At 67.4% G+C, this 25,044-nt stretch carries 30 protein-coding genes; all 30 read right to left on the bottom strand.

The features are described 5' to 3' along the window. Window positions 1-205: 205 nt before the first annotated feature. The gene (rplO, locus tag OG598_RS30580) at window positions 206-649 is read right to left on the bottom strand and encodes a 50S ribosomal protein L15 (RefSeq protein WP_030329906.1); all 444 of its coding nucleotides are present in this window, start codon (window positions 647-649) and stop codon (window positions 206-208) included. Beyond that, complete coding sequence (gene rpmD, locus OG598_RS30575; RefSeq protein WP_007465262.1) at window positions 649-831, bottom strand: 50S ribosomal protein L30; 183 nt, start codon at window positions 829-831, stop codon at window positions 649-651. The genes rplO and rpmD overlap by 1 nt, the downstream gene beginning before the upstream one ends. Continuing rightward, window positions 831-1,445, bottom strand: coding sequence for a 30S ribosomal protein S5 (rpsE, locus tag OG598_RS30570; RefSeq protein WP_074314587.1), 615 nt, complete (start codon window positions 1,443-1,445; stop codon window positions 831-833). Before rpsE ends, rpmD begins: the two co-directional genes overlap by 1 nt. 33 nt (window positions 1,446-1,478) lie before the next feature. After that, the gene (gene rplR / locus OG598_RS30565) at window positions 1,479-1,868 is read right to left on the bottom strand and encodes a 50S ribosomal protein L18 (RefSeq protein ID WP_091402381.1); all 390 of its coding nucleotides are present in this window, start codon (window positions 1,866-1,868) and stop codon (window positions 1,479-1,481) included. Further along, the gene (gene rplF / locus OG598_RS30560) at window positions 1,865-2,407 is read right to left on the bottom strand and encodes a 50S ribosomal protein L6 (RefSeq protein ID WP_091402383.1); all 543 of its coding nucleotides are present in this window, start codon (window positions 2,405-2,407) and stop codon (window positions 1,865-1,867) included. Before rplF ends, rplR begins: the two co-directional genes overlap by 4 nt. Before the next feature lie 16 nt (window positions 2,408-2,423). Beyond that, the gene (gene rpsH / locus OG598_RS30555; RefSeq protein ID WP_007465270.1) at window positions 2,424-2,831 is read right to left on the bottom strand and encodes a 30S ribosomal protein S8; all 408 of its coding nucleotides are present in this window, start codon (window positions 2,829-2,831) and stop codon (window positions 2,424-2,426) included. 116 nt (window positions 2,832-2,947) lie between these two features. Beyond that, window positions 2,948-3,133, bottom strand: coding sequence for a type Z 30S ribosomal protein S14 (locus tag OG598_RS30550; protein WP_007465272.1), 186 nt, complete (start codon window positions 3,131-3,133; stop codon window positions 2,948-2,950). Window position 3,134: 1 nt separating this feature from the next. After that, window positions 3,135-3,701: a 50S ribosomal protein L5 gene (gene rplE, locus OG598_RS30545; RefSeq protein WP_091402385.1), complete on the bottom strand. Its 567-nt coding sequence runs from the start codon at window positions 3,699-3,701 to the stop codon at window positions 3,135-3,137. Next, window positions 3,701-4,021: a 50S ribosomal protein L24 gene (gene rplX / locus OG598_RS30540; protein WP_172899047.1), complete on the bottom strand. Its 321-nt coding sequence runs from the start codon at window positions 4,019-4,021 to the stop codon at window positions 3,701-3,703. The genes rplE and rplX overlap by 1 nt, the downstream gene beginning before the upstream one ends. Further along, window positions 4,018-4,386: a 50S ribosomal protein L14 gene (gene rplN / locus OG598_RS30535; RefSeq protein WP_007465279.1), complete on the bottom strand. Its 369-nt coding sequence runs from the start codon at window positions 4,384-4,386 to the stop codon at window positions 4,018-4,020. Before rplN ends, rplX begins: the two co-directional genes overlap by 4 nt. 97 nt (window positions 4,387-4,483) lie before the next feature. Continuing rightward, window positions 4,484-4,762 carry a 30S ribosomal protein S17 gene (gene rpsQ, locus OG598_RS30530; RefSeq protein WP_030489590.1) on the bottom strand — a complete coding sequence of 93 codons (279 nt, stop codon included), beginning with the start codon at window positions 4,760-4,762 and terminating at the stop codon, window positions 4,484-4,486. After that, entirely contained in the window at window positions 4,759-4,995 is a 237-nt protein-coding gene (gene rpmC / locus OG598_RS30525; RefSeq protein WP_007465283.1) for a 50S ribosomal protein L29, read from the bottom strand. Before rpmC ends, rpsQ begins: the two co-directional genes overlap by 4 nt. Further along, a complete protein-coding gene (gene rplP / locus OG598_RS30520) occupies window positions 4,995-5,420 on the bottom strand; it encodes a 50S ribosomal protein L16 (protein WP_053653940.1) in 426 nt (141 codons plus the stop codon). The genes rpmC and rplP overlap by 1 nt, the downstream gene beginning before the upstream one ends. Before the next feature lie 3 nt (window positions 5,421-5,423). Continuing rightward, window positions 5,424-6,293: a 30S ribosomal protein S3 gene (gene rpsC, locus OG598_RS30515; RefSeq protein ID WP_007465294.1), complete on the bottom strand. Its 870-nt coding sequence runs from the start codon at window positions 6,291-6,293 to the stop codon at window positions 5,424-5,426. Further along, the gene (gene rplV, locus OG598_RS30510) at window positions 6,293-6,751 is read right to left on the bottom strand and encodes a 50S ribosomal protein L22 (RefSeq protein ID WP_007465297.1); all 459 of its coding nucleotides are present in this window, start codon (window positions 6,749-6,751) and stop codon (window positions 6,293-6,295) included. The genes rpsC and rplV overlap by 1 nt, the downstream gene beginning before the upstream one ends. Window positions 6,752-6,792: 41 nt before the next feature. Next, window positions 6,793-7,074: a 30S ribosomal protein S19 gene (gene rpsS, locus OG598_RS30505; RefSeq protein WP_007465299.1), complete on the bottom strand. Its 282-nt coding sequence runs from the start codon at window positions 7,072-7,074 to the stop codon at window positions 6,793-6,795. A gap of 12 nt (window positions 7,075-7,086) precedes the next feature. Next, window positions 7,087-7,926 carry a 50S ribosomal protein L2 gene (gene rplB / locus OG598_RS30500; protein ID WP_088950237.1) on the bottom strand — a complete coding sequence of 280 codons (840 nt, stop codon included), beginning with the start codon at window positions 7,924-7,926 and terminating at the stop codon, window positions 7,087-7,089. A gap of 12 nt (window positions 7,927-7,938) precedes the next feature. Continuing rightward, the gene (rplW, locus tag OG598_RS30495) at window positions 7,939-8,241 is read right to left on the bottom strand and encodes a 50S ribosomal protein L23 (RefSeq protein ID WP_007465304.1); all 303 of its coding nucleotides are present in this window, start codon (window positions 8,239-8,241) and stop codon (window positions 7,939-7,941) included. After that, window positions 8,238-8,888: a 50S ribosomal protein L4 gene (gene rplD, locus OG598_RS30490; protein ID WP_030489587.1), complete on the bottom strand. Its 651-nt coding sequence runs from the start codon at window positions 8,886-8,888 to the stop codon at window positions 8,238-8,240. Before rplD ends, rplW begins: the two co-directional genes overlap by 4 nt. Then, the gene (rplC, locus tag OG598_RS30485; RefSeq protein ID WP_091402403.1) at window positions 8,885-9,550 is read right to left on the bottom strand and encodes a 50S ribosomal protein L3; all 666 of its coding nucleotides are present in this window, start codon (window positions 9,548-9,550) and stop codon (window positions 8,885-8,887) included. The genes rplD and rplC overlap by 4 nt, the downstream gene beginning before the upstream one ends. An 11-nt stretch (window positions 9,551-9,561) precedes the next feature. Beyond that, the gene (gene rpsJ, locus OG598_RS30480; protein WP_007073037.1) at window positions 9,562-9,870 is read right to left on the bottom strand and encodes a 30S ribosomal protein S10; all 309 of its coding nucleotides are present in this window, start codon (window positions 9,868-9,870) and stop codon (window positions 9,562-9,564) included. A gap of 350 nt (window positions 9,871-10,220) precedes the next feature. Next, on the bottom strand, window positions 10,221-11,414 hold the full coding sequence (gene tuf / locus OG598_RS30475) for an elongation factor Tu (RefSeq protein ID WP_030489585.1): 1,194 nt from the start codon (window positions 11,412-11,414) through the stop codon (window positions 10,221-10,223). A gap of 212 nt (window positions 11,415-11,626) precedes the next feature. Beyond that, window positions 11,627-13,723: an elongation factor G gene (fusA, locus tag OG598_RS30470; RefSeq protein WP_328652108.1), complete on the bottom strand. Its 2,097-nt coding sequence runs from the start codon at window positions 13,721-13,723 to the stop codon at window positions 11,627-11,629. 74 nt (window positions 13,724-13,797) lie between these two features. Further along, on the bottom strand, window positions 13,798-14,268 hold the full coding sequence (rpsG, locus tag OG598_RS30465) for a 30S ribosomal protein S7 (RefSeq protein WP_007465317.1): 471 nt from the start codon (window positions 14,266-14,268) through the stop codon (window positions 13,798-13,800). A 1-nt stretch (window position 14,269) separates the two neighbouring features. Further along, window positions 14,270-14,644 (bottom strand): 30S ribosomal protein S12, encoded by a 375-nt coding sequence (gene rpsL, locus OG598_RS30460; protein ID WP_007465318.1) that lies wholly within the window; start codon window positions 14,642-14,644, stop codon window positions 14,270-14,272. A 507-nt stretch (window positions 14,645-15,151) separates the two neighbouring features. Then, window positions 15,152-15,532: a hypothetical protein gene (locus OG598_RS30455; protein ID WP_328652107.1), complete on the bottom strand. Its 381-nt coding sequence runs from the start codon at window positions 15,530-15,532 to the stop codon at window positions 15,152-15,154. A 688-nt stretch (window positions 15,533-16,220) separates the two neighbouring features. Beyond that, window positions 16,221-16,589 carry a hypothetical protein gene (locus OG598_RS30450; protein ID WP_328652106.1) on the bottom strand — a complete coding sequence of 123 codons (369 nt, stop codon included), beginning with the start codon at window positions 16,587-16,589 and terminating at the stop codon, window positions 16,221-16,223. Window positions 16,590-16,683: 94 nt separating this feature from the next. Further along, a complete protein-coding gene (locus tag OG598_RS30445; protein WP_091402411.1) occupies window positions 16,684-20,571 on the bottom strand; it encodes a DNA-directed RNA polymerase subunit beta' in 3,888 nt (1,295 codons plus the stop codon). Between the two features lie 80 nt (window positions 20,572-20,651). Next, entirely contained in the window at window positions 20,652-24,083 is a 3,432-nt protein-coding gene (gene rpoB / locus OG598_RS30440) for a DNA-directed RNA polymerase subunit beta (protein WP_238660443.1), read from the bottom strand. A gap of 569 nt (window positions 24,084-24,652) precedes the next feature. Beyond that, window positions 24,653-25,039, bottom strand: a complete 387-nt coding sequence (gene rplL, locus OG598_RS30435) for a 50S ribosomal protein L7/L12 (RefSeq protein WP_030489578.1) — start codon at window positions 25,037-25,039, stop codon at window positions 24,653-24,655. Window positions 25,040-25,044 lie beyond the last annotated feature (5 nt).

The following is a 25,044-nucleotide window of genomic DNA, read 5'->3' as shown; positions in this document are numbered from 1 at the left end:
CCGGTGATCCCTGGCGGGTCGGGGTGGATCACGGGCGAGTGCCCGCAATCCATGGCTGGGATGGGACTCTAACAGCCTCACCCCGGTCCGGGCAGATGCGCCCGACTACATAAATCGGTTCCGATGTTACCGGGCGCTCACGCCCCAGGCAGACCGTGGCGCCCGCCAGTTGCTCTCAACTGGACGGGCGCCATGGTCGTACGCCTTACAGCTCGGTGACGGAGCCACCGGCGGCAGCGATCTTCTCCTTGGCCGACGCACTGAACGCGTGCGCGGACACCTGGAGCGCCACACCGCCGAGGTCCCCGGTGCCGAGGACCTTGACCGGGTGACCCTTGCGGACCGCGCCGGACTCGACGAGCTCCAGCGGGCCGACCTGACCACCATTCGGGAACAGCTCAGCGAGTCGGTCCAGGTTGACCACCTGGAAGACCACCTTGAACTTGTTCTTGAAGCCCTTCATCTTCGGCAGGCGCATGTGGATGGGCATCTGCCCACCCTCGAACGCCGCCGAGATGTTCTTGCGGGCCTTGGAACCCTTGGTACCGCGACCAGCGGTCTTGCCCTTGGAACCCTCACCGCGACCCACACGGGTCTTCGCGGTCTTGGAACCGGGCGCCGGGCGCAGGTGATGCACCTTGATCGTCATTACTCGACCTCCTCGACCTTCACGAGGTGGCTCACAGTGAAGATCATGCCGCGGATCTCGGGCCGGTCCTCCTTGACCACCACGTCGTTGATCCGCTTGAGACCGAGCGAACGCAGCGACTCACGCTGGTTGTGCTTGGTCCCGATACCGGACCGGAGCTGGGTGACCTTCAGGCGTGCCATCAGTGCGCCACCCCCGCACGCGACGCCAGCATGGCGGCCGGCGCGACGTCCTCCACCGGCAGACCACGACGCGCCGCGACCTGCTCGGGGGACTCAAGCCCCTTCAGGGCCGCCACGGTGGCGTGCACGATGTTGATCGGGTTCGACGAACCGAGGCTCTTGGAGAGCACGTCGTGGATCCCAGCGCACTCCAGCACGGCACGCACCGGTCCACCGGCGATGACACCCGTACCGGCCGAGGCCGGCTTGAGCAGCACCACACCAGCGGCGTCCTCACCCGTCACCGGGTGCGGGATCGACTGACCGATCCGCGGGACCTTGAAGAAGTGCTTCTTGGCCTCCTCGACACCCTTGGCGATGGCCGCGGGCACCTCCTTGGCCTTTCCGTAGCCCACGCCGACCGTGCCGTCGCCGTCGCCAACGATCACCAGGGCGGTGAAGCTGAAGCGACGACCACCCTTCACGACCTTGGCGACGCGGTTGATCGCGACGACCCGCTCAAGGTGCGGGGTCTTCTCGACGGGCGCGTTTCCGCGGCCGCCCTCACGGCGGTTGTCGCGGCGACCACCCTCGTTGCCACCGGACCCGCCGCCACGGCGCTGTTGACCTGGCATCAGCAGCCTTCCTTCTCTCTCGTGACGGGGTTGTTAGAACTCGAGCCCGGCTTCGCGGGCGGCGTCGGCAAGCGCGGCGACTCGCCCCGCGTACCGGTTGCCGCCGCGGTCGAAGACGACCTTGGAGACGCCGGCGGCCTTGGCCCGCTCGGCGAGCAGCGCGCCCACCTTGCCAGCCAGGGCGCTCTTGTCGCCCTCCGCACCGCGCAGCGAGGCGTCCAGGGTCGACGCCGACGCCAGGGTGTGACCCTTGGTGTCGTCGACGACCTGGGCGACCATGTGCCGCAGCGAGCGGGTGACGACCAGGCGCGGACGCTCGGCCGTACCGCTGACGTTCTTGCGGACGCGGAAGTGTCGACGCGCACGCCCAACGGCGCGCTTGGCGGCGACACCGCGGCGGCGCTTGAGCAGCGTGGCGCTCACTTCTTACCTGCCTTTCCAGCCTTGCGGCGGATGACCTCGCCCTGGTACTTGACGCCCTTGCCCTTGTAGGGCTCCGGCGGGCGGATCTTCCGGATGTTGGCGGCGACCTCACCGACCTGCTGCTTGTCGATGCCAGCCACGTGGAACAGGGTCGGCCGCTCCACCGTGAAGGTGATGCCCGCCGGGGCGGGGACGACCACCGGGTGCGAGAACCCGAGCGCGAACTCGAGGTCCGAACCCTTGGCGGTGACCCGGTAACCGGTGCCGGCGATCTCCAGGCTCTTGCGGTAGCCCTCGGTGACCCCGACGATCATGTTGGCAACCAGCGTACGGCTCAGGCCGTGGAGTTCCTTGGCCTTGCGCTCGTCGTTCGGCCGGTTGACGCTCAGCTGCCCATCCTCGGCCCGCTCGACCGTGATCGGCTCGGCGAGGGTGTGCTGGAGCTGGCCCTTGGGGCCCTTGACCTTGACGGTCTGCCCGTCGATCGTGATGTCGACGCCGGCTGGCACCGGGATCGACTTACGTCCAATTCGCGACATTTCTACCTGTCTCCCGTTACCAGACGAAGGCGAGGACTTCCCCGCCAACACTCCGCTTGCGGGCCTGCCGGTCGGTCAGCAGCCCCTGGGACGTCGAAATGATCGCCACGCCCAGCCCACCGAGCACCCGCGGGAGCCCGTCCGACTTGGCGTACACCCGGAGACCGGGCTTGGACACGCGCTTGATGCCGGCCAGGCTCCGCTCGCGGTTCTGGCCGTACTTCAGCTCGACGACCAGTCGCTTGCCGACGGCACCCTCCTCGGGCTCCTCGACCGACCAGGTGGCGATGTAACCCTCGGCCTTCAGGACCTCGGCGATGTTCGCCTTGATCTTGGAGTAGGGCATCTTCACCTGATCGTGGTACGCCTGGTTGGCGTTACGCAGACGCGTGAGCATGTCTGCGATCGGGTCGGTCATCGTCATGGATTTCGTCAGCCTTTCTCGCCGGGGTTCCCGGGGCATCAGCCCCGGGCCTACGGCGAAGAGCAATACCTAATCGGTGCAGGAGTTCCCGGCCGACGGCCGGGACGCGGTCGCCCTTACCAGGAAGCCTTGGACACGCCCGGCAGCTCACCACGGTGAGCCATCTCCCGGATGCAGACCCGGCAGAGCCCGAACTTGCGGTAGACCGCCTTCGGACGCCCGCACCGCTGGCAGCGGGTGTACGCGCGAACCGAGAACTTCGGCTTCGCGGCCGCCTTGATGATCAGCGCCTTCTTGGCCATCTCAGTTCTCCTTGAACGGGAAGCCCAGGAGCTTGAGCAGCGCCCGGCCCTCGTCGTCGGTCGTGGCGGTCGTGACCACCGTGATGTCCATGCCCCGCTGGCGATCGATCCGGTCCTGGTCGATCTCGTGGAACACCGACTGCTCGGTCAGACCGAACGTGTAGTTGCCGTGCCCGTCCAGCTTGCGCCCGTCCAGGCCGCGGAAGTCGCGGATACGCGGCAGCGCGATGGAGAGCAGCCGGTCCATGAACTCCCACATCCGGTCGCCGCGAAGGGTGACCTTCGCGCCGATCGGCATGCCCTCGCGGAGCTTGAACTGCGCGATGGACTTGGTCGCCCGCCGCACCTGCGGCTTCTGGCCGGTGATCGTGGCGAGGTCGCGGACCGCGCCGTCGATCAGCTTGGCGTCGCGAGCAGCCTCGCCGACACCCATGTTGACGACGATCTTGACCAGCCGCGGCACCTGCATGGGGTTGCCGTAGCTGCGCTGCTCACGCAGCTGGGCCACGATCTCGTTGCGGTACCGCTCCTTGAGGCGCGGCAGGGTCTTTTCGGTAGCCGTGGTCATCACAGGTCCTTACCGGTGCTGCGCGCGATGCGGACCTTCTGGCCGTTGTCGTCGATCCGGTAACCGACGCGGGTCGGCTTGCCGTCGGAGTCCAGGACCTGCACGTTCGAGACGTGGATCGGGGCCTCCTGAGTGACGATGCCGCCGGTCTTGGCGCCACGCTGGGTCGTGCTGATGCGGGTGTGCTTCTTGACCCGGTTCACGCCCTCGACCAGGACCTTGTCCTGCCGCGGGTAGGCCTGAATGACCTTGCCCTTGGCACCCTTGTCCTTGCCGGCGATGACGACGACCGTGTCGCCCTTCTTGACCTTCACGGTCACAACACCTCCGGCGCGAGGGAAATAATCTTCATGAACCGCTTGTCCCGCAGCTCCCGGCCCACCGGGCCGAAGATACGGGTTCCACGCGGGTCCCCGCCGTCCTTGATGATGACGGCGGCGTTCTCGTCGAAGCGGATGTACGAGCCGTCCGGACGCCGCCTCTCCTTGGCCGTGCGAACGACGACAGCCTTGACGACGTCGCCCTTCTTCACACCGGCACCCGGGATCGCGTCCTTGACCGTGGCCACGATGACGTCGCCGATACTCGCGTAGCGCCGACCCGAGCCGCCGAGAACCCGGATGCACAGGATCTCCCGGGCACCCGTGTTGTCGGCGACGCGCAGTCGCGACTCCTGCTGAATCACGTCTATCTCCTATGTCTGCCGGTTCTCCGGCCGCCGTAGCGGCCGGAGCCTGGCGGAACCAACGCCCGACGCAACGCCGGGCGAGCTCGAGCCTTCGCTACTTGGCCTTTTCCAGGATCTCCACGATCCGCCAACGCTTGGTGGCGCTCAGCGGCCGGGTCTCCATGATGAGAACCCGGTCACCGGTGCCAGCGGCGTTCTGCTCGTCGTGCACCTTCAGCTTGGCCGTACGGCGCATGATCTTGCCGTACAGCGCGTGCCGAACCCGGTCCTCGACCTCGACAACGACGGTCTTGTCCATCTTGTCGCTGATCACCAGGCCCTCGCGGACCTTGCGGCGCGACCGCGCGGCGGCGGTGGCGGTCTCTTCGGTCATGATGCAGTCACCTCAGTCGGCGCGGCCGAGAGCCCCAGCTCGCGCTCACGCATGATCGTGTAGATCCGGGCGATCTCCCGACGGATGACCTGCAACCGCCGGTTGTTGTCCAGCTGCCCGGTTGCGGCCTGCACGCGGAGGTTGAACAGCTCCGCCTTGGCCTCCCGCAGCTTCGTGACCAGCTCCTCTTCGGAGAGCTCACGCAGCTCGGTCGCCTTAACGCCCGCTGCCATCAGGATTCACCCACTTCGCGCGTAACAATGCGGCACTTCATCGGGAGCTTGTGGATCGCGCGACGCATGGCCTCTCGCGCGGTCTGCTCGTTGGGGAAGGACATCTCGAAGAGAACCCGCCCCGGCTTGACGTTGGCGACCCACCACTCGGGCGAACCCTTACCGGAACCCATCCGGGTCTCGGCAGGCTTCTTGGTGAGGGCCTGGTCCGGGAAGATCGTGATCCAGACCTTGCCACCACGCTTGATGTGGCGAGTCATCGCGATACGTGCCGACTCGATCTGCCGGTTCGTCACGTACGCCGGCTCGAGAGCCTGGATCCCGAACTCGCCGAACACCACCCGGTTACCACCCTTGGACGCGCCACTGCGGTCCGGGTGGTGCGGCTTGCGGAAGCCCTTCGGGGGCTTGCGCGGCATCAGCATCTGTCAGCCCTCCTGCTGCGTTTCTGCCGGAGCAGCAGCGGCGGCGACAGCTGCGCTGTCCACCGGCTCGCCGCTCGGCGTCTCGGCCTGCTGCGCGATGGTGGTCGCAGCAGCCCGCCCGGCCTCGGTGCCACCGGCCGTGGTGCCGGACGAACCCGACCGACCACGACGCGGACGCTCGGGACGGTCGCCACGCTCACCACGACGCGGGCGGGACGGACCGGCCTCGGCCGGAGCTTCCCGGCCCGGGACGGCGTCGCCCTTGTAGATCCAGACCTTCACACCGATCCGACCGAACGTGGTACGGGCCTCGAAGAAGCCGTACTCGATGTTGGCCCGCAGCGTGTGCAGCGGAACCCGGCCCTCACGGTAGAACTCGGTCCGGCTCATCTCGGCGCCGCCGAGGCGACCCGAGACCTGAACCCGGATGCCCTTGCAGACCGGGTTCTTCATCGCCGACTGCATGGCCTTGCGCATCGCCCGACGGAAGCTGACCCGGCTGGACAGCTGCTCGGCCACGCCCTGCGCGACCAGCTGAGCGTCCGACTCGGGGTTCTTCACCTCGATGATGTTCAGCTGAACCTGCTTGCCGGTGAGCTTCTCAAGCTCGCCGCGGATCCGGTCGGCCTCCGCACCCTTACGGCCGATGACGATGCCCGGCCGGGCGGTGTGGATGTCGACCCGGACCCGGTCGCGGGTGCGCTCGATGTCGACCTTGGAAATCCCGGCACGCTCGAGGCCCTTGGACATCATGCGGCGGATCTTGACATCCTCGCCGATGTAGTCCTTGTAGAGCTTGTCCGCGAACCAGCGGGACTTCCAGTCGGTCGAGATGCCGAGCCGGAACCCAGTGGGGTGAACCTTCTGACCCATTACTCGGCGTCCTCCGTCTTGCTCTGCGCTTCGGCCGGTGCGGCCTCCGTGGCCGGGGCGGCCTTCTTCGCCGCGGCCTTCCTCGGCGCTGCCGGCGCGACCGCTTCGACCGCCACAGTGATGTGGCAGGTGCGCTTGCGGATTCGGTACGCCCGACCCTGCGCCCGCGGCTGGAACCGCTTCATCGTCGGGCCCTCGTCCACGAAGGCCTCGCTGACGAGCAGCGCGTCGGGGTCCAGCCGCTCGTTGTTCTCCGCGTTGGCGATCGCGCTAGCGAGCACCTTGTACACCTGCTCGCTCGCAGCCTGCGGCGCGAACTGCAGCACCGTGAGCGCCTCCTTCGCGGGCAGGCCGCGGACGAGGTTGACCACCCGGCGCGCCTTCATCGGCGAGATGCGCACGTGCCGCGCAACCGCCCGCGCGCCCGGAAGCACCGGAGCGTCGCCCTTTCCTGGCATCGCTGTAACCCCTTGTTCCCTCTATCCGTATGCCCGCGGCGTCAGCGCCGACGGCTCTTCCGGTCGTCCTTCTCGTGACCCTTGAACGTGCGGGTCAGCGCGAACTCGCCGAGCTTGTGCCCGACCATCGCCTCGGTCACGAACACCGGGACGTGCTTGCGTCCGTCATGCACGGCGATCGTGTGCCCCAGCATCTCGGGGATGATCGTCGAGCGCCGCGACCAGGTCTTGATCACGTTCTTGGAGCCCTTGTCGTTCTGAACTTCCACCTTCTTGAGCAGGTGGTCGTCTACGAACGGGCCCTTCTTCAGGCTGCGAGGCATGTCTTATCTCCCTCAGCCGCGCTTACGCGTGGCGTAGCGGCGGCGGACGATCAGCCGGTCACTCGGCTGGCCCTTACGGCGGGTGCGGCCCTCGGGCTTACCCTGCGGGTTGACCGGGTGGCGACCACCGGAGGTCTTACCCTCACCACCACCGTGCGGGTGGTCGACCGGGTTCATGGCGACACCACGGACGGTCGGGCGCTTGCCCTTCCACCGCATACGGCCGGCCTTGCCCCAGTTGATGTTCGACTGGTCGGCGTTGCCGATCTCGCCGACGCTGGCGCGGCAGCGCACGTCCACCCGCCGGATCTCACCGGACGGCATACGCAGGGTCGCGTACGCGCCCTCACGGCCGAGCAGCTGGATGCCGACGCCGGCGGAACGGGCCAGCTTGGCCCCGCCACCCGGACGCAGCTCCACGTTGTGGATCGTGGTACCGACCGGGATGTTGCGCAGCGGCAGGTTGTTACCCGGCTTGATGTCGGCGCCCGGGCCGGACTCGACGCGGTCGCCCTGCTTCATGTCCTTCGGCGCGATGATGTACCGCTTCTCGCCGTCGGCGTAGTGCAGCAGCGCGATGCGCGCCGTGCGGTTCGGGTCGTACTCGATGTGAGCGACCTTCGCCGGCACGCCGTCCTTGTCGACCCGCTTGAAGTCGATCAGACGGTACTGACGCTTGTGACCGCCACCGTGGTGCCGCGTGGTGATCCGGCCGTGGGCGTTACGCCCGCCCTTCTTCGGCAACGGAGCCAGCAGCGACTTTTCCGGCGTGGACCGGGTGATCTCGGCGAAGTCAGCGACACTCGAGCCACGTCGGCCCGGCGTCGTCGGCTTGTACTTACGGATAGCCATTGTCTACACCCCTCAGCTGACCGGGCCGCCGAAGGCCTCGATACGGTCACCGTCAGCCAGCTTCACGATCGCCCGCTTGGTCGCCTTGCGCTGACCGAAGCCGGTCTTGGTGCGCTTGCGCTTACCCTGGCGGTTGAGCGTGTTGACCGTCAGGACGCGGACGTTGAAGATCTGCTGGATAGCGATCTTGATCTCGGTCTTGTTCGCGTCCGGGTGCACCAGGAAGGTGTACCAGTTCCGGTTCAGCTCGCTGTAGCTCTTCTCCGAGACGACCGGCGCCACGATGATGTCGCGCGGGTCGGCGATGGTGCTCACTTGCCACCCTCCTCGGTGGTCTCGGCGGGCACGCCCAGGAACTCGTCCAGGGCGTCCTTGGTGAAGACCACGTCGTCGGCCACCAGCACGTCGTACGTGTTCAGCTGGCCGGACTCGATCAGGTGCACGCGCGGCTCGTTGCGCAGCGACACCCAGTTCAGCTCGTCGGTGCTGCTCAGCACGACCAGGACCCGACGGGCCTCGGTGAGCTTGGTCAGCGTGGCCAGGGCCGCCTTGGTCGACGGCTTCTCGCCCGAGACGAACGCCTCGACGACGTGCACCTGCCCGGCGCGTGCCCGGTCGGAGAGGGCACCCCGCAGAGCGGCGGCCTTCATCTTCTTCGGGGTCCGCTGGCTGTAGTCGCGCGGCACGGGACCGTGCACGACGCCACCGCCGGCGAACTGCGGCGCGCGGATCGAGCCCTGCCGGGCGCGACCGGTGCCCTTCTGCTTGTACGGCTTCTTGCCGCCACCGGCGACCTCGCCGCGGGTCTTGGCCTTGTGCGTGCCCTGTCGGGCCGCCGCGAGCTGGGCCACCACGACCTGGTGCATCAGCGCGACGTTGGCCTGCACGTCGAAGATGTCCTCCGGCAGCTCCACGGAGCCGCTGGTGGTGCCTTCGACGGTGCGCACGTCAACGGTGGTCACTTGGCCGCACCGCCCTTCTTCACCTTGCTCTTGGCCGCGGTACGGACCAGAACGAGCGCGCCCTTGGGACCAGGAATGGCACCCCGGACGAGCAGCAGGTTGTTCTCGGTGTCGACCGCCTGGACGGTGAGGTTCTGCACGGTGTACCGAACGCCACCCATACGGCCGGCCATCCGGGTGCCCTTGAAGACACGACCCGGAGTGGCGCAGGCGCCGATGGAGCCGGGCGAGCGGTGCTTGCGCTCGACGCCGTGCCCGGCGCCCAGACCGTGGAAGCCGTGCCGCTTCATCGGGCCGGCGTAGCCCTTGCCCTTGGTCTTGCCGGTGACGTCGATGGTGACGCCGGCCGGGAACTCCTCGACAGTGACTTCCTGGCCGAGCGAGTATTCCCCAGCGTCAGTGGTGCGCAGCTCGACGATGTGCCGGCGCGGCGCCACGTCCGCCTTGGCGTAGTGCCCGCTGATCGGCTTCTTGACCTTGCGCGGGTCGATGGTGCCGTACGCGAGCTGGACCGCGGAGTAACCGTCCTTCTCGGCGCTACGAACCTGGCTGATGACGCACGGGCCGGCCTCGACCACGGTCACGGGAACAACACGGTTGTTCTCCCAGACCTGGGTCATGCCGAGCTTGGCGCCCAGGATCCCCTTGACTTGCCTGTCCATTTGTCCGGTCCCTACAGCTTGATCTCGATGTCGACGCCAGCCGGCAGGTCGAGGCGCATGAGCGAGTCGACCGTCTTCGGGGTCGGGTCGATGATGTCGATCAGCCGCTTGTGCGTGCGCATCTCGAAGTGCTCGCGCGAGTCCTTGTACTTGTGCGGCGAGCGGATAACGCAGAAACGGTTGATCTCCGTGGGCAGCGGCACCGGGCCCGCGACCTGCGCCCCGGTGCGCGTCACCGTCTCGACGATCTTCCGAGCCGAGGAGTCGACGACCTCGTGGTCATAGGCCTTGAGCCGGATGCGGATCTTCTGTCCCGCCATGGTGGCTTCTGTTCCTTCTCTCGATGCCGCTGTGTTGCGGGCGCCTGTACCGGCTGGCACAGGCCCACTTCGCCGACCCCCGCGGTCGGGCGTGTCGCGCCCTCGGGCCGAGCTCCGCCCCTAGGTACCGGAGTGGTGCTGACCGCACGGGGGGTCAAGGCGCCGATCGCATTACCGCGACCTGAACGCCGTGCGAGGGTGGTTGGCGACTGGGCCGCCAACCACCCTACGCTCGACTGCCTCGCCACCCGGAGGTTCAGCGAAAGCCGAACACAGGCGACGAACTGTCGTTACGCAACCTGACTAGTATGCCGCACGACCGGCGGCGGGTCTAATCGGGGTTACCTAGTTCACTTGTTAATCTTGGTGACGAACCCGGCGCCGACGGTGCGGCCACCCTCGCGGATCGCGAACTTGAGGTTCTCCTCCATGGCGATGGGCTGGATCAGCTTCACCGACATGGACGTGTTGTCACCCGGCATGACCATCTCGGTGCCCTCGGGGAGGGTGACGACACCGGTGACGTCAGTGGTCCGGAAGTAGAACTGCGGGCGGTAGTTCTGGAAGAACGGGGTGTGGCGGCCACCCTCCTCCTTGGAGAGGATGTAGACCGTCGCCTCGAACTCCGTGTGCGGGGTGTTCGAGCCCGGCTTCACGACGACCATGCCGCGCTCGACCTCGTCGCGCTTGGTACCGCGCAGCAGCAGGCCGACGTTCTCGCCTGCGCGGGCGTCGTCAAGGGTCTTCCGGAACATCTCGATCGCGGTGACCTTGGTCTTGAAGCTCTTCTCCTTGATACCGACGAGCTCAACATCCTCGTTCGGCAGGAGAACGCCGCGCTCCACGCGACCGGTGACGACGGTGCCACGACCGGTGATCGTGAAGACGTCCTCAACCGGCATCAGGAACGGCTTGTCAACCTCGCGCTCCGGCTGCGGGATCGAGGTGTCGACAGCGGTCATCAGGTCCAGCAGCTTGCCGGTCCACTCGGGGTCACCCTCGAGGGCCTTCAGCGCCGAAACCCGAACGACCGGCAGGTCGTCACCCGGGTACTCCTGCGAGGAGAGCAGCTCACGGACCTCGAGCTCGACGAGCTCCAGGAGCTCCTCGTCATCGACCATGTCGCTCTTGTTGAGCGCCACGACGATGTACGGCACACCGACCTGACGGGCCAGCAGCACGTGCTCGCGGGTCTGCGGCATCGGGCCGTCAGTCGCCGCCACCACCAGGATCGCGCCGTCCATCTGCGCGGCACCGGTGATCATGTTCTTGATGTAGTCGGCGTGCCCAGGGCAGTCGACGTGCGCGTAGTGCCGCGACTCGGTCTGGTACTCGACGTGCGCGATCGAGATCGTGATGCCGCGGGCCTTCTCCTCCGGCGCCTTGTCGATCTCGTCGAACGGCGTGTAGGGGTTCAGGTCCGGGTACTGGTCGTGCAGGACCTTGGTGATGGCCGCCGTCAGCGTCGTCTTACCGTGGTCGATGTGACCAATGGTGCCGATGTTGACGTGCGGCTTAGTCCGCTCGAACTTAGCCTTCGCCACTGGTGTCCTCCTGTGGACTTCTTGGTTCGTACGCCCGGCGCGCCGGTCGGCGCTTAGGACTCTGTCGACAGCCTTTCCGGCCTGACGGCCGGAGAGCCTTTGTGGGTTCTGCGGCGATGAAGCCTACAGGCCCGGTCTCACGCGATCCGATCGTGGTGGCCGCGGGCGGGTGAACCCTCCCGCGACCAACCACGAATCACCTGCTCAGAGCGCTACTCGCCCGTTGCCTTGGCGATGATCTCCTTCGCGACGCTCTGCGGAACCTCGGCGTAGGAGTCGAACTGCATGCTGTAGCTAGCCCGGCCCTGGGTCTTCGACCGCAGGTCGCCGACGTAGCCGAACATCTCCGACAACGGCACCAGGGCCCGGACGATGCGGGCGCCACTGCGCTCCTCCATCGCCTGGATGATGCCGCGGCGGGAGTTGAGGTCACCGATGACGTCACCCATGTTCTCCTCAGGAGTGGTGACTTCAACGGCCATCATCGGCTCGAGCAGTGCCGGATCGGCCTTGCGGGCCGCGTCCTTCATCACCATCGAGCCGGCGATCTTGAATGCCATTTCCGACGAGTCGACCTCGTGGTACTGGCCGTCCAGCAGGGTCAGCTTCACGCCGACCAGCGGGAAGCCCGCCAGGATGCCGTACTGCAGCGCGTCCTGCGCACCGGCGTCCACCGAGGGGATGAACTCCCGGGGGATGCGGCCGCCGCTGACGGCGTTGGCGAACTCGTAGGTCGGCGAGTCGTTGTCCAGCGGAAGCGGCTCGACGCTCACGATCACGCGGGCGTACTGGCCGGAACCACCGGTCTGCTTCTTGTGGGTGTACTCGACCTTCTCCACCTTGCGGCGGATGGTCTCGCGGTACGCCACCTGCGGCTTGCCGACGTTCGCCTCGACGTTGAACTCGCGGCGCATCCGGTCGACCAGGATGTCCAGGTGCAGCTCACCCATGCCGGAGATGACCGTCTGACCGGTCTCCTCGTCCAGCTGGACGCGGAAGGTCGGGTCCTCCTCGGCCAGGCGCTGGATGGCCGTGCCCAGCTTCTCCTGGTCGGACTTGGTCTTCGGCTCGATCGCCACCGAGATGACCGGCTCCGGGAAGGTCATGGACTCCAGGATCACCGGGTTCGCCGGGTCGGAGAGAGTGTCGCCGGTGGTGGTCTGCTTGAGACCCTGCACGGCGATGATGTCGCCGGCCTGCGCCGACGGACGCTCTTCCCGCTTGTTGGCGTGCATCTGGTAGATCTTGCCGATCCGCTCCTTGCGGTCCTTGGTGGAGTTGACCACCTGGGAACCGGAATCGAGCGTGCCGGAGTAGACCCGCACGTAGGTGAGCTTGCCCAGGTGCTTGTCCGTCTGGATCTTGAAGGCCAGGCCGGAGAAGGGCTCCGAGTTGGACGGCTTACGCAGCAGCGGGGTCTCGCCGTCGGTGGCCGTACCCTCGATCGCCGGAACGTCCAGCGGCGACGGCAGGAAGTCGACAACGGCGTCGAGCATGGGCTGAACGCCCTTGTTCTTGAACGCCGAGCCGCAGAGCACCGGGTTGGCCTTGCCGGCGATGGTGGCACGCCGGATGGCGGCCTTGATCTCCCCGGCGGGGATGTCCTCGCCCTCCAGGTACTTCTCCATCACCGCGTCGTCGACGTCGGCGAGGGTCTCCATCAGCTTCTCGCGCCACTCGGCCGCGGAGTCGGCCAGCTCGGCCGGGATCTCCTCAACCGCGTAGTCCTCACCCTTCTGGGTCTCCCCGCGCCAGGTGAGCGCGCGCATGCCGATCAGGTCGACGACACCGATGTGGTCACCCTCGAGCCCGATCGGGATCTGGAGCACCAGCGGGGTGGCGTTCAACCGGTCGATCATCATCTGCACGCAGCGGAAGAAGTCGGCGCCGGTCCGGTCGAGCTTGTTGACGAAGCACATACGCGGGACGTTGTACTTGTCGGCCTGCCGCCAGACGTTCTCCGTCTGCGGTTCGACGCCGGCGACACCGTCGTAAACCGCTACCGCACCGTCCAGGACCCGCAACGACCGCTCGACCTCGACCGTGAAGTCGACGTGGCCAGGCGTGTCGATGATCTGGATCGTGTGGTCTTTCCACTCACACTTGGTAGCAGCGGAGGTGATGGTGATACCACGCTCCTGCTCCTGCTCCATCCAGTCCATGACGGCAGCGCCCTCGTGGACTTCACCGATCTTGTACGTGATGCCGGTGTAGAACAGGATTCGCTCGGTGGTCGTGGTCTTACCGGCATCGATGTGCGCCATGATGCCGATGTTGCGTACCTTGGCGAGCGCGTCTGCGGCGGCCACTTCAATCCCTACTTATCGTCGTCTCGACTCAACTGGTGGCGGTTCCGGCGCCCGGAGGCGCCGGAACCAGGGTGTTACCAGCGGTAGTGCGCGAAGGCCTTGTTCGACTCGGCCATCTTGTGCGTGTCCTCGCGCCGCTTGACGGCGGCACCGAGGCCGTTGCTCGCGTCCAGCAGCTCGTTCATCAGCCGCTCGACCATGGTCTTCTCGCGCCGGGCGCGGGAGTACGTGACCAGCCAGCGCAGGCCCAGGGTGGTCGCCCGGGTCGGGCGGACCTCGACCGGAACCTGGTAGGTGGCGCCACCGACACGACGGCTGCGCACCTCGAGGGTCGGCTTGACGTTGTCCATCGCCCGCTTGAGGGTGACGACCGGGTCGGTGCCGGACTTCTCGCGGCAGCCCTCGAGGGCCGCGTACACGATGGACTCGGCGAGCTGACGCTTGCCACGGAGCAGGATCTTGTTCACCAGCTGGGTGACCAGCGGCGAGTTGTACACCGGGTCAGCGACCAGTGGCCGCCGCGGAGCGGGTCCCTTACGCGGCATGTCAGCTCTTCTCCTTCTTCGCGCCGTAACGGCTGCGCGCCTGCTTGCGGTTGCGGACACCCTGGGTGTCCAGCGAGCCGCGAACGATCTTGTAACGCACGCCGGGGAGGTCCTTCACCCGACCACCGCGAACGAGCACGATCGAGTGCTCCTGCAGGTTGTGACCGACGCCGGGGATGTAGGCGGTCACCTCGATCTGGCTGCTGAGCTTCACGCGAGCGACCTTGCGCAGCGCCGAGTTCGGCTTCTTCGGGGTGGTGGTGTACACGCGGGTGCACACGCCGCGCCGCTGAGGGGAACCCTTCAGCGCCGGGGTCTTGGTCTTGGTCGTCTTCGCCTGGCGGCCCTTTCGGACCAGCTGCTGGATCGTGGGCACCGGGTTTCTCCGCTCCCTTCGGCCGCATCGCGGCCGCGCCGTCTGCTCGTTAGCCGGCCTGATGACCGGCTCTCCTACATTCCGACCAGGGTCGCCTTACGGAGACCCCGGCACCCGCGGTCGGGCGTGTCGCCCTCGTCACGGCCCCGTTGCGACGCTCTCGCGTTCGTACCGGGTTTTGTCACCGGCGCGCGGGTCGCCCCGCCCCGGATCCTTGGCTTGTCGTGCCGCCGCCCGTAAGCCGGAAACAGCGCACGCACGAGTTGCCCGGGCATGCCCGGGCACAAGGGGAAAGAGTACCTACCACAACCGCCCAGGTCAAAACGGAATGGCCCGGCGGCCGTCTCACACCCGCCGGCCGGATCTCGTCCTGCCCCGTCGCCCGCGATGGGCACCTACGAATACAAGTGTACCGGCTTCCCCGCAGAAGCACCCATCGCCCCCGGGGTGACCGGAAGCCTTCCGCGGAAAACCGCCGTCAGGTGCCGGATCTCTCGGTGATGACCCTCACGTCAGTGTGAGGAGCAGGGCGAGACCCAGGCCCAGCAGGCTGAGCAGCGCCCCCGCCGCGCCGCAGCTGATCCCGGCCATCGCCAGCCCACGGCCGGTGAACTGGACCGCTGAGGGCGCGGTCGGCCTCCGGATCTGCCGCCGGCCGAGCAGCCCGATGACGACCGCCGCCCCGCCGGCCAGCACACCCAGCACGGCGAACGCCCCGGAGGCCCAGGCCCCGCCGTCGTTCTTGAAGGCCACTCCGAAGCAGATCACCAGCAGGGAGACCAGAAGTGACGCGATCCCCGCCACCAGCGCCCCGATGGCCAGCCCGGAGGTGACCGGTGCCACGTCCAGGTGCACGACGCCGAACGGCGTACCCGAAACCCCCTCCACCCGCTTCGGCGGCCGGCGTTGGTCGTCGGTGGGCGGCGGTACCGAACGCCCCGACGCGCCACCCCACCCGGGGCCGTGCCCCGGCGGCGGCGGACCCCAGCCGGGCGGCGCACCGGGCCCGGACGACGGCGGGCCCCAGCCGTACGGCGCAGCCGGCCCGGACGTGGACGGGCCCCACCCAGGCGGCGCAGACGGCGCAGACGACGACGGACCCCACCCAGCCGGCACACTCGGCGCAGACGAGGACGGACCCCAGCCGTACGGCACTCCCGGTCCAGCCGCCGGCGGGCCCCAGCCGGGCGGCGCACCCGGCCCGGAGGTGGGCGGGCCCCATCCCTGCGGAGTCGAGGTCGGTGCGCTGGAGACCGGGTACGGCTGGTCGGAGCCGGGCGTCGCGGTCGTGCCCCAACCGTTCGGACCCCAACCGGGAGGCGGCACCGCAGGGGGCGGCGGGACCGGAGTGGACACCGGTGGGTGCGGCTCACCGCTCGGACCGGGTCGCGCCCAGTCGCTCGGCTCGGATGGCGGAGCCGGCGGGTCCGGCGGGCCGGCCGGTTCGTCCGCAGGGGGCCGCGCCGGTTCCGTCACGAGGTCCTCCTGTCGAAAGGCCGCCACCGACACACGGCGGACACCGGCCAGGCTACCGCCGCGAGCACCGCCGCCCGCGCCGGGCGCGGCCACCGGCCGCTCAGTCCATGTTCGCCGGGTAGTCGTGGCCGAACGGGGCACCGGCCAAACGGACCACCCCGATGACCACAGCGACCACCACACTGACCGCGACCAGCACCAGGCCGGTCCAGGCCATCCACTCCCCCCGTCGCAGCCAGACGCCGCCGGTCAGGAAACCCCCCGAGGCGTACGCCTCCCGGCGCGCCTGCCGGGCCAGTTGCAGGGCCACAGTGGCCGGCACCACGCCACCGATGAACAGCCCGGTCAGCATGCCGAGCAGGCCCAGCGCGAAGACCGCCCGTGCCTTCGTGGCGCGGGCCGGGTCCGGGTCCAGCGGGTGGCGCACGCCCTGCTGGGCGACGGACACCTGCCCGGGTGCGGTCGTCATCCCCCCATCATGCCGAACCCGGCCCGAGGGTGGGTGGGCACGGACACGACGAGGCCCCCGGCTTTCACCGGGGGCCTCGTCGTGTGACTGGTGCTTAGCGGTACGACCCGAAGTCGAAGTCGTCCAGCGGCACTGCCTGCCCGCTGGCCGGCCCGAACCCGTAGTCGGTCTCCGGGTAACCGGTCATCGAGTAGACCTTGGCCTTGGCCTCCTCGGTCGGCTCGACCCGGACGTTGCGGTACTTGCTGATGCCGGTACCCGCCGGGATGAGCTTTCCGATGATCACGTTCTCCTTGAGGCCGACCAGCGAGTCGCTGCGCGAGTTGATCGCAGCGTCGGTCAGCACCCGGGTGGTCTCCTGGAAGGAGGCCGCGGAGAGCCAGGAGTCGGTGGCCAGCGAGGCCTTCGTGATACCCATCAGCACCGGACGACCAGCGGCGGGCTCGCCGCCCTCCGAGACGAGCCGGCGGTTCTCCGACTCGAACAGCGCCCGGTCGACGAGCACACCCGGCAGGAACTCGGTCGAGCCGGAGTCGATGACCGTCACCCGCTTGAGCATCTGGCGGATGATGATCTCGATGTGCTTGTCGTGGATGAGCACACCCTGCGAGCGGTAGACCTCCTGGACCTCACTGGTCAGGTGGACCTGGACCGCCCGCGGACCCATGATCCGCAGCAACTCGTGCGGGTCGATGGTGCCCTCGGTCAGCTTCTCGCCGACCGCTACGTGACCGCCGTCGTGGGTACGGAGCTTGACGCGCTTCGAGATCTTGTCGTAGACGATCTCTTCGCTGCCGTCGTCCGGCACCACGATGATCTTGCGCGAGCGCTCGCCATCCTCGATCCGGATCCGACCGGGGGTGTCGGCGATGGGCGCCTTACCCTTCGGGACCCGAGCCTCGAAGATTTCCTGAACACGCGGCAGACCCTGGGTGATGTCCTCACCCGCGACACCACCGGTGTGGAAGGTACGCATCGTCAGCTGCGTACCGGGCTCACCGATGGACTGGGCGGCGATGATGCCGACCGCCTCGCCGATGTCGACCGACTTACCGGTCGGCAGCGAGCGGCCGTAGCAGGCCGCGCAGACGCCCAGCTTCGACTCGCAGGTGAGCACGCTGCGCACCCGGACCGTCTCCACACCAGCGGCGACGATCTTGTCGACCCCGATGGAGTTGATGTCCTGACCGCGCTCGGCCACCACGGTGCCGTCCGGCCCCTTGATGTCGTCGGCGAGGGTCCGGGCGTGCACGCTGGTCTCGGCGTGAGTGTGGACGACGAGCTTGCCGTCCAGCTTCTCGCCGATCTGCATCGGGATCGCCCGGTCGGTGCCGCAGTCCTCTTCGCGGATGATGACGTCCTGCGAGACGTCCACCAGACGACGGGTCAGGTAACCCGAGTCGGCGGTCCGCAGCGCGGTGTCGGCGAGACCCTTACGGGCACCGTGCGTGGAGATGAAGTACTCCAGCACGGACAGACCCTCCCGGTAGCTGGCCTTGATCGGCCGCGGGATGATCTCGCCCTTGGGGTTGGCCACCAGACCACGGATCGCCGCGATCTGCCGGAGCTGGAGCAGGTTACCGCGAGCACCCGAGTTGATCATCTTCCACAGCGGGTTCTCCTGCGGCAGCGCGGTGTCCATCTCCTTGGCGACCTCGTTGGTCGCCTTGGTCCAGATCTCGATGAGCTCGCCGCGACGCTCCTCGGCGGTCATCAGACCACGCTGGTACTGCTTGTCGATCTGGTCGGCGTCCTTCTCGTACTTCGCCAGGATCTCCGCCTTGCGCGGCGGAGCGATGACGTCCTCCATGCCGATCGTCACGCCGGACCAGGTGGCCCAGTGGAAACCGGCCTCCTTGAGCCCGTCCAGGGTGGCGGCCAGCGCCACCTTGGGGAAGCGCTCCGCGAGGTCGTTGACGATCGCGGAGAGCTGACCCTTGCGGATCTCGTAGTTCACGAAGCGGTAGCCCTGCGGCAGCGTCTCGTTGAACAGCACCCGACCCAGGGTGGTCTCCACGGTCAGCGGGTCACCCTCGACCCAGCCCTCCGGGGCGCTCCACGCCTCGGAGCCGTTGCCGTTGTCGACACCGACCACGCCACGCAGGCGGATCTTCACCGGCGCCTGCAGGTGCAGCTCGCCGTTGTCGAAGGCCATCCGCGCCTCGGCGTCCGAGCTGAACGCCCGGCCCTCGCCCTTCTCACCGGCGGTGAGGTGGGTGAGGTGGTACAGACCGATGACCATGTCCTGGGTAGGCATGGTGACCGGCTTACCGTCGGCCGGCTTGAGGATGTTGTTCGACGACAGCATCAGGATCCGCGCCTCGGCCTGAGCCTCGGCGGACAGCGGCACGTGCACCGCCATCTGGTCACCGTCGAAGTCGGCGTTGAACGCGGTGCAGACCAGCGGGTGGATCTGGATCGCCTTGCCCTCGACCAGCTGCGGCTCGAAGGCCTGGATGCCCAGGCGGTGCAGGGTCGGCGCCCGGTTGAGCAGCACCGGGTGCTCGCCGATGACCTCTTCCAGCACGTCCCACACGACCGGGCGCTGACGCTCGACCATCCGCTTGGCGGACTTGATGTTCTGTGCGTGGTTGAGGTCGACCAGCCGCTTCATCACGAAGGGCTTGAACAGCTCCAGCGCCATCTGCTTGGGCAGACCGCACTGGTGCAGCTTGAGCTTCGGGCCGACCACGATGACCGAACGGCCGGAGTAGTCGACGCGCTTGCCCAGCAGGTTCTGGCGGAACCGGCCCTGCTTGCCCTTGAGCATGTCGGACAGCGACTTCAGCGGGCGGTTACCCGGGCCGGTGACCGGCCGGCCGCGACGGCCGTTGTCGAACAGCGCGTCGACGGCCTCCTGGAGCATCCGCTTCTCGTTGTTGACGATGATCTCGGGCGCGCCGAGGTCGATCAGCCGCTTGAGGCGGTTGTTCCGGTTGATCACGCGGCGGTACAGGTCGTTCAGGTCGGAGGTCGCGAAGCGGCCACCGTCGAGCTGCACCATCGGGCGCAGGTCCGGCGGGATGACCGGGACGCAGTCCAGCACCATGCCGAGCGGCGAGTTGCGGGTGTTCAGGAACGCCGCGACGACCTTGAGTCGCTTGAGCGCACGGATCTTCCGCTGACCCTTGCCGGACCGGATGGTCTCCCGCAGACTCTCGGCCTCGGCGTCGAGGTCCATGTTCTGGACCAGCGCCTTGATCGCCTCGGCGCCCATGGAACCGGTGAAGTACTCACCGAACCGGTCGCGCAGCTCGCGGTAGAGCAGCTCGTCGGTGACGAGCTGCTTCGGCTCCAGCTTGCGGAAGGTGTCCAGCACCTCGTCCAGGCGGTCGATCTCGCGCTGGGCCCGGTCGCGGATCTGGCGCATCTCGCGCTCTCCGCCCTCCTTGACCTTGCGCCGGACGTCCGCCTTGGCACCCTCGGCCTCCAGCTCGGCCAGGTCGGCCTCGAGCTTGGCGGCCCGCTTCTCGATCTCCGAGTCGCGGCTGTTCTCGGACTGCCGCTTCTCGGCCAGGATCTCGTTCTCGATCGTCGAGAGGTCGCGGTGACGCGACTCCGCGTCCACGCTCGTCACGACGTACGAGGCGAAGTAGATGATCTTCTCGAGGTCCTTGGGAGCGAGGTCCAGCAGGTAACCCAGCCGGCTCGGAACGCCCTTGAAGTACCAGATGTGGGTCACCGGAGCGGCGAGCTCGATGTGCCCCATCCGCTCACGGCGGACCTTGGAGCGAGTCACCTCGACGCCGCAGCGCTCACAGATGATGCCCTTGAACCGGACGCGCTTGTACTTACCGCAGTAGCACTCCCAGTCCCGCTGCGGACCGAAGATCTTCTCGCAGAAGAGCCCGTCCTTTTCCGGCTTCAGGGTGCGGTAGTTGATCGTCTCAGGCTTCTTGACCTCGCCGTGCGACCACTGACGGATGTCGTCGGCGGTGGCGAGGCCAATGCGCAGCTCGTCGAAGAAGTTGACGTCGAGCACTATGTCCCCTATGTCGTCGTCTGTACTGCTAATTCTCGGGTGGGGTCGGGGGCCGGCGAGCCGGCCCCCGACCGCTCACCTCAGACCTCTTCGACCGAGCTCGGCTCGCGCCGGGACAGGTCGATGCCCAGCTCCTCAGCGGCCCGGAACACCTCGTCGTCGGTCTCGCGCATTTCCAGGGCCACACCGTCGCTGGAGAGCACCTCGACGTTGAGGCACAGCGACTGCAGCTCCTTGAGCAGCACCTTGAACGACTCCGGGATGCCCGGCTCCGGGATGTTCTCGCCCTTGACGATGGCCTCGTAGACCTTCACTCGGCCGAGCACGTCGTCGGACTTGATCGTGAGCAGCTCCTGCAGGGCGTAGGCAGCGCCGTACGCCTGCATCGCCCAGCACTCCATCTCACCGAAACGCTGACCACCGAACTGCGCCTTACCACCCAGCGGCTGCTGCGTGATCATCGAGTACGGGCCGGTCGAACGAGCGTGGATCTTGTCGTCGACCAGGTGGTTGAGCTTCAGGATGTAGACGTAGCCGACAGCGATCGGGTCCGGCAGCGGCTCACCGGAACGACCATCGAACAGCTGCGCCTTGCCGGTACGACCGATGAGCTGCTTGCCGTCCCGGTTGGGCAGGGTCGACTCGAGCAGACCGGAGATCTCCTCTTCGCGAGCACCGTCGAAGACCGGGGTGGCCACGTTGGTGTCGCCCTCGGACTCGTGCGCGTCGATCGAGCGCAGCTGACGCTTCCAGTCGGCGTCGTCGCCCTCGACCTTCCAACCGGTCTTGGCGACCCAACCGAGGTGGGTCTCCAGCACCTGGCCGATGTTCATCCGGCTCGGAACACCGAGCGGGTTGAGCACGATGTCGACCGGAGTGCCGTCCTCGAGGAACGGCATGTCCTCGATCGGCAGGATCTTCGAGATGACACCCTTGTTGCCGTGCCGGCCGGCGAGCTTGTCGCCGTCCTGGATCTTGCGCTTCTGGGCGACGTAGACCCGGACCAGCTCGTTGACACCCGGCGGCAACTCGTCGCCGTCCTCGCGGGAGAACGTGCGCACACCGATGACCGTGCCGGTCTCGCCGTGCGGCACCTTCAGCGAGGTGTCCCGAACCTCACGCGCCTTCTCACCGAAGATCGCGCGGAGCAGGCGCTCCTCCGGGGTCAGCTCGGTCTCACCCTTGGGCGTGACCTTGCCGACCAGGATGTCACCGGGGACGACCTCGGCGCCGATCCGAATGATGCCGCGCTCGTCGAGGTCAGCGAGCATTTCCTCGCTGACGTTCGGGATGTCGCGGGTGATCTCCTCCGGACCGAGCTTGGTGTCCCGGGCGTCGACCTCGTGCTCCTCGATGTGGATCGAGGTGAGCACGTCCTGCTGCACGAGGCGCTGCGACAGGATGATCGCGTCCTCGTAGTTGTGGCCCTCCCAGCACATGAACGCCACCAGAAGGTTGCGTCCGAGTGCCATCTCGCCCTCGTCGGTGCACGGACCGTCGGCGATGACCTGACCGGCCTCGACGCGGTCGCCCTCGAAGACGACCGGCTTCTGGTTGACGCAGGAGCCGGCGTTGGAGCGGCGGAACTTGTGCAGCAGGTACGTCCGGCGGTGGCCGTCATCCTGGTGGATGGTGACGTAGTCGGCGCAGAGATCCTCGATCACACCGCCGACCTCGGCGACCACCACGTCGCCAGCGTCGACAGCGGCCCGGTACTCCATGCCCGTACCCACGAGCGGCGCCTCGGCCTTGACCAGCGGCACCGCCTGGCGCTGCATGTTCGCGCCCATCAGTGCCCGGTTGGCGTCGTCGTGCTCGAGGAACGGGATCATGGCGGTCGCGACCGAGGTCATCTGCCGGGGCGAGACGTCCATGTAGTCGACGGCACCGGGGAGGACGTCCTCGGTCTCGCCGCCCTTACGACGGCAGAGCACCCGCTCCTCGGCGAACGTGCCGTCAGCCTTCAGGCGCGCGTTGGCCTGGGCCTTGACGAACCGGTCCTCCTCGTCCGCGGTCAGGTAGTCGATCTGGTCGGTGACCCGACCCTCGACGACCTTCCGGTACGGCGTCTCGATGAAGCCGAACGGGTTGACCCGGGCGAAGGTGGACAGCGCGCCGATCAGGCCGATGTTCGGGCCTTCCGGCGTCTCGATCGGGCACATCCGGCCGTAGTGGGACGGGTGCACGTCGCGGACCTCGAAGCCGGCCCGCTCCCGGGACAGACCACCCGGGCCGAGCGCGCTCAGCCGACGCCGGTGAGTCAGGCCCGCCAGCGGGTTGGTCTGGTCCATGAACTGGGACAGCTGGGACGTCCCGAAGAACTCCTTGATCGCCGCCACCACCGGGCGGATGTTGATCAGGGTCTGCGGGGTGATCGCCTCGACGTCCTGCGTGGTCATCCGCTCGCGGACGACCCGCTCCATCCGGGACAGGCCGACCCGAACCTGGTTCTGGATCAGCTCGCCAACGGTACGGAGACGCCGGTTGCCGAAGTGGTCGATGTCGTCGGCCTCGTAGCCGTCCTCACCGGCGTGCAGCCGGCACAGGTACTCCACGGTGGCGACGATGTCGTCCTCGGTCAGCGTGCCGGTGGTGATCGGAACGCCGACTTCCAGCTTCTTGTTGAACTTGTAGCGCCCGACCTTGGCGACGTCGTACCTCTTCGGGTTGAAGAAGAGGTTGTCGAGCAGGGTCTGGGCGTTCTCGCGCGTCGGCGGCTCGCCAGGGCGCAGCTTGCGGTAGATGTCGAGCAGAGCCTCGTCGGCGCCGGCGATGTGGTCCTTCTCGAGCGTGGTCATCATCAGCTCGGACCAGCCGAACTTCTCACGGATCCGCTCGGCCGACCATCCGATGGCCTTGAGCAGGACGGTGACGGCCTGCCGACGCTTGCGGTCGATACGTACACCGACCGTGTCGCGCTTATCGATGTCGAACTCCAGCCAGGCACCCCGACTCGGGATGACCTTGACGCTGGAGAGGTCGCGGTCGGAGGTCTTGTCCGGCTGCTTGTCGAAGTACACGCCCGGAGACCGGACGAGCTGGCTGACCACGACGCGCTCGGTGCCGTTGATGACGAAGGTGCCCTTGGGCGTCATCATCGGGAAGTCACCCATGAACACCGTCTGGCTCTTGATCTCGCCAGTGGTGTTGTTGGTGAACTCCGCGGTCACGAAGAGCGGAGCGCAGTAGGTCAGGTCCTTCTCCTTGCACTCCTCGATCGAGGCCTTGACCTCGTCGAAGCGCGGCGCTGAGAAGGAGAGCGACATGGTGCCGGAGAAGTCCTCAATGGGACTGATCTCTTCAAGGATCTCCGCGAGACCCGATCGTGCGTGCGGGTCGTCCGCCGACCGGCCCTGCCAAGCCTCGTTGCCGACGAGCCAGTCGAAGGACTCGTTCTGAATGGCAAGGAGGTTGGGGACCTCGAGGTGTTCGGTGATCCTGCCGAATGAAACTCGGCGGGGAGCGAATGCGCTCGACGTACGACTGGTCTTCGCAGGGCGGGAAGCTGCCAAGATGCGTCCTTCCGAGGACCGGTGCTGCAGAACGGCTGGTACGCGTGCACTCCAATGACCCCACCAGAAATATCCGTAAACGGACATTTCCGAGCAGGGGTCAAGTCGGAAGGCAGCGCAAACTAGCAGTGTAGCCGAGAGGCTAACCGCTGTCCAGCCCACCCCGCAGGTTGTTTGCGGAGCGCGCCTCGGCCCCCGTCAACCGGGGTCTGCCGGGCCGCTCAGAACGCAACTCCCCACTGGGCCGCTCGGGTTACAGCGGCCGATGGTGCCGTCGCTGTCATACCCACGTCGTGGCCGTCGCAAGCGCGGTGTCTTGCTGGTGTCAGCGTGCCTGGCAGCCCCGGGCCGCGTCAAGGGCCGGTATCCGGGTTGTCCCTTGTTTCCCACTGGAGGGCGACCCGCCACGCTCGTTCGGGTCAAGGGTACCCATGCTCGGAGCCCAGCTCAGGACCGGTCGCAGCCAGATCCACCAAAACAGCGGGCGGTGATCCTTGTCGGATCACCGCCCGCCGCTACGCGATGGTGTCCCAGCTCACGAGCCGGGTACGCGTTGGTGGAACGTCAGGTCACTTGAGGGTGACCTTGGCGCCCTCACCCTCGAGCTTGGCCTTCGCCTTGTCGGCGGTCTCCTTGTTGACCTTCTCCAGGATGGCCTTCGGCGCGGACTCGACCGCGTCCTTGGCCTCCTTGAGGCCCAGGCCGGTCAGCTCACGCACGACCTTGATGACCTGGATCTTCTTGCCACCGTCAGCCTCGAGGATGACGTCGAACTCGTCCTGCTCCGGCTCGGCCTCGGCCGCAGCGGCGCCGCCGCCGCCACCCTGGGCGATCGCGACCGGAGCGGCAGCGGTGACCTCGAAGGTCGTCTCGAACTGCTTCACGAACTCAGAGAGCTCGATCAGCGTCATCTCCTTGAACGCGTCGAGCAGCTCGTCGGTGCTGAGCTTCGCCATATCTG

It is taken from the genome of Micromonospora sp. NBC_00330, from assembly GCF_036136635.1.
GTDB classification, from domain to species: Bacteria; Actinomycetota; Actinomycetes; order Mycobacteriales; family Micromonosporaceae; genus Micromonospora; species Micromonospora salmantinae.
Note: the sequence above shows the minus strand (reverse complement) of the source record. Positions and strands in the feature narration are given on the sequence as shown.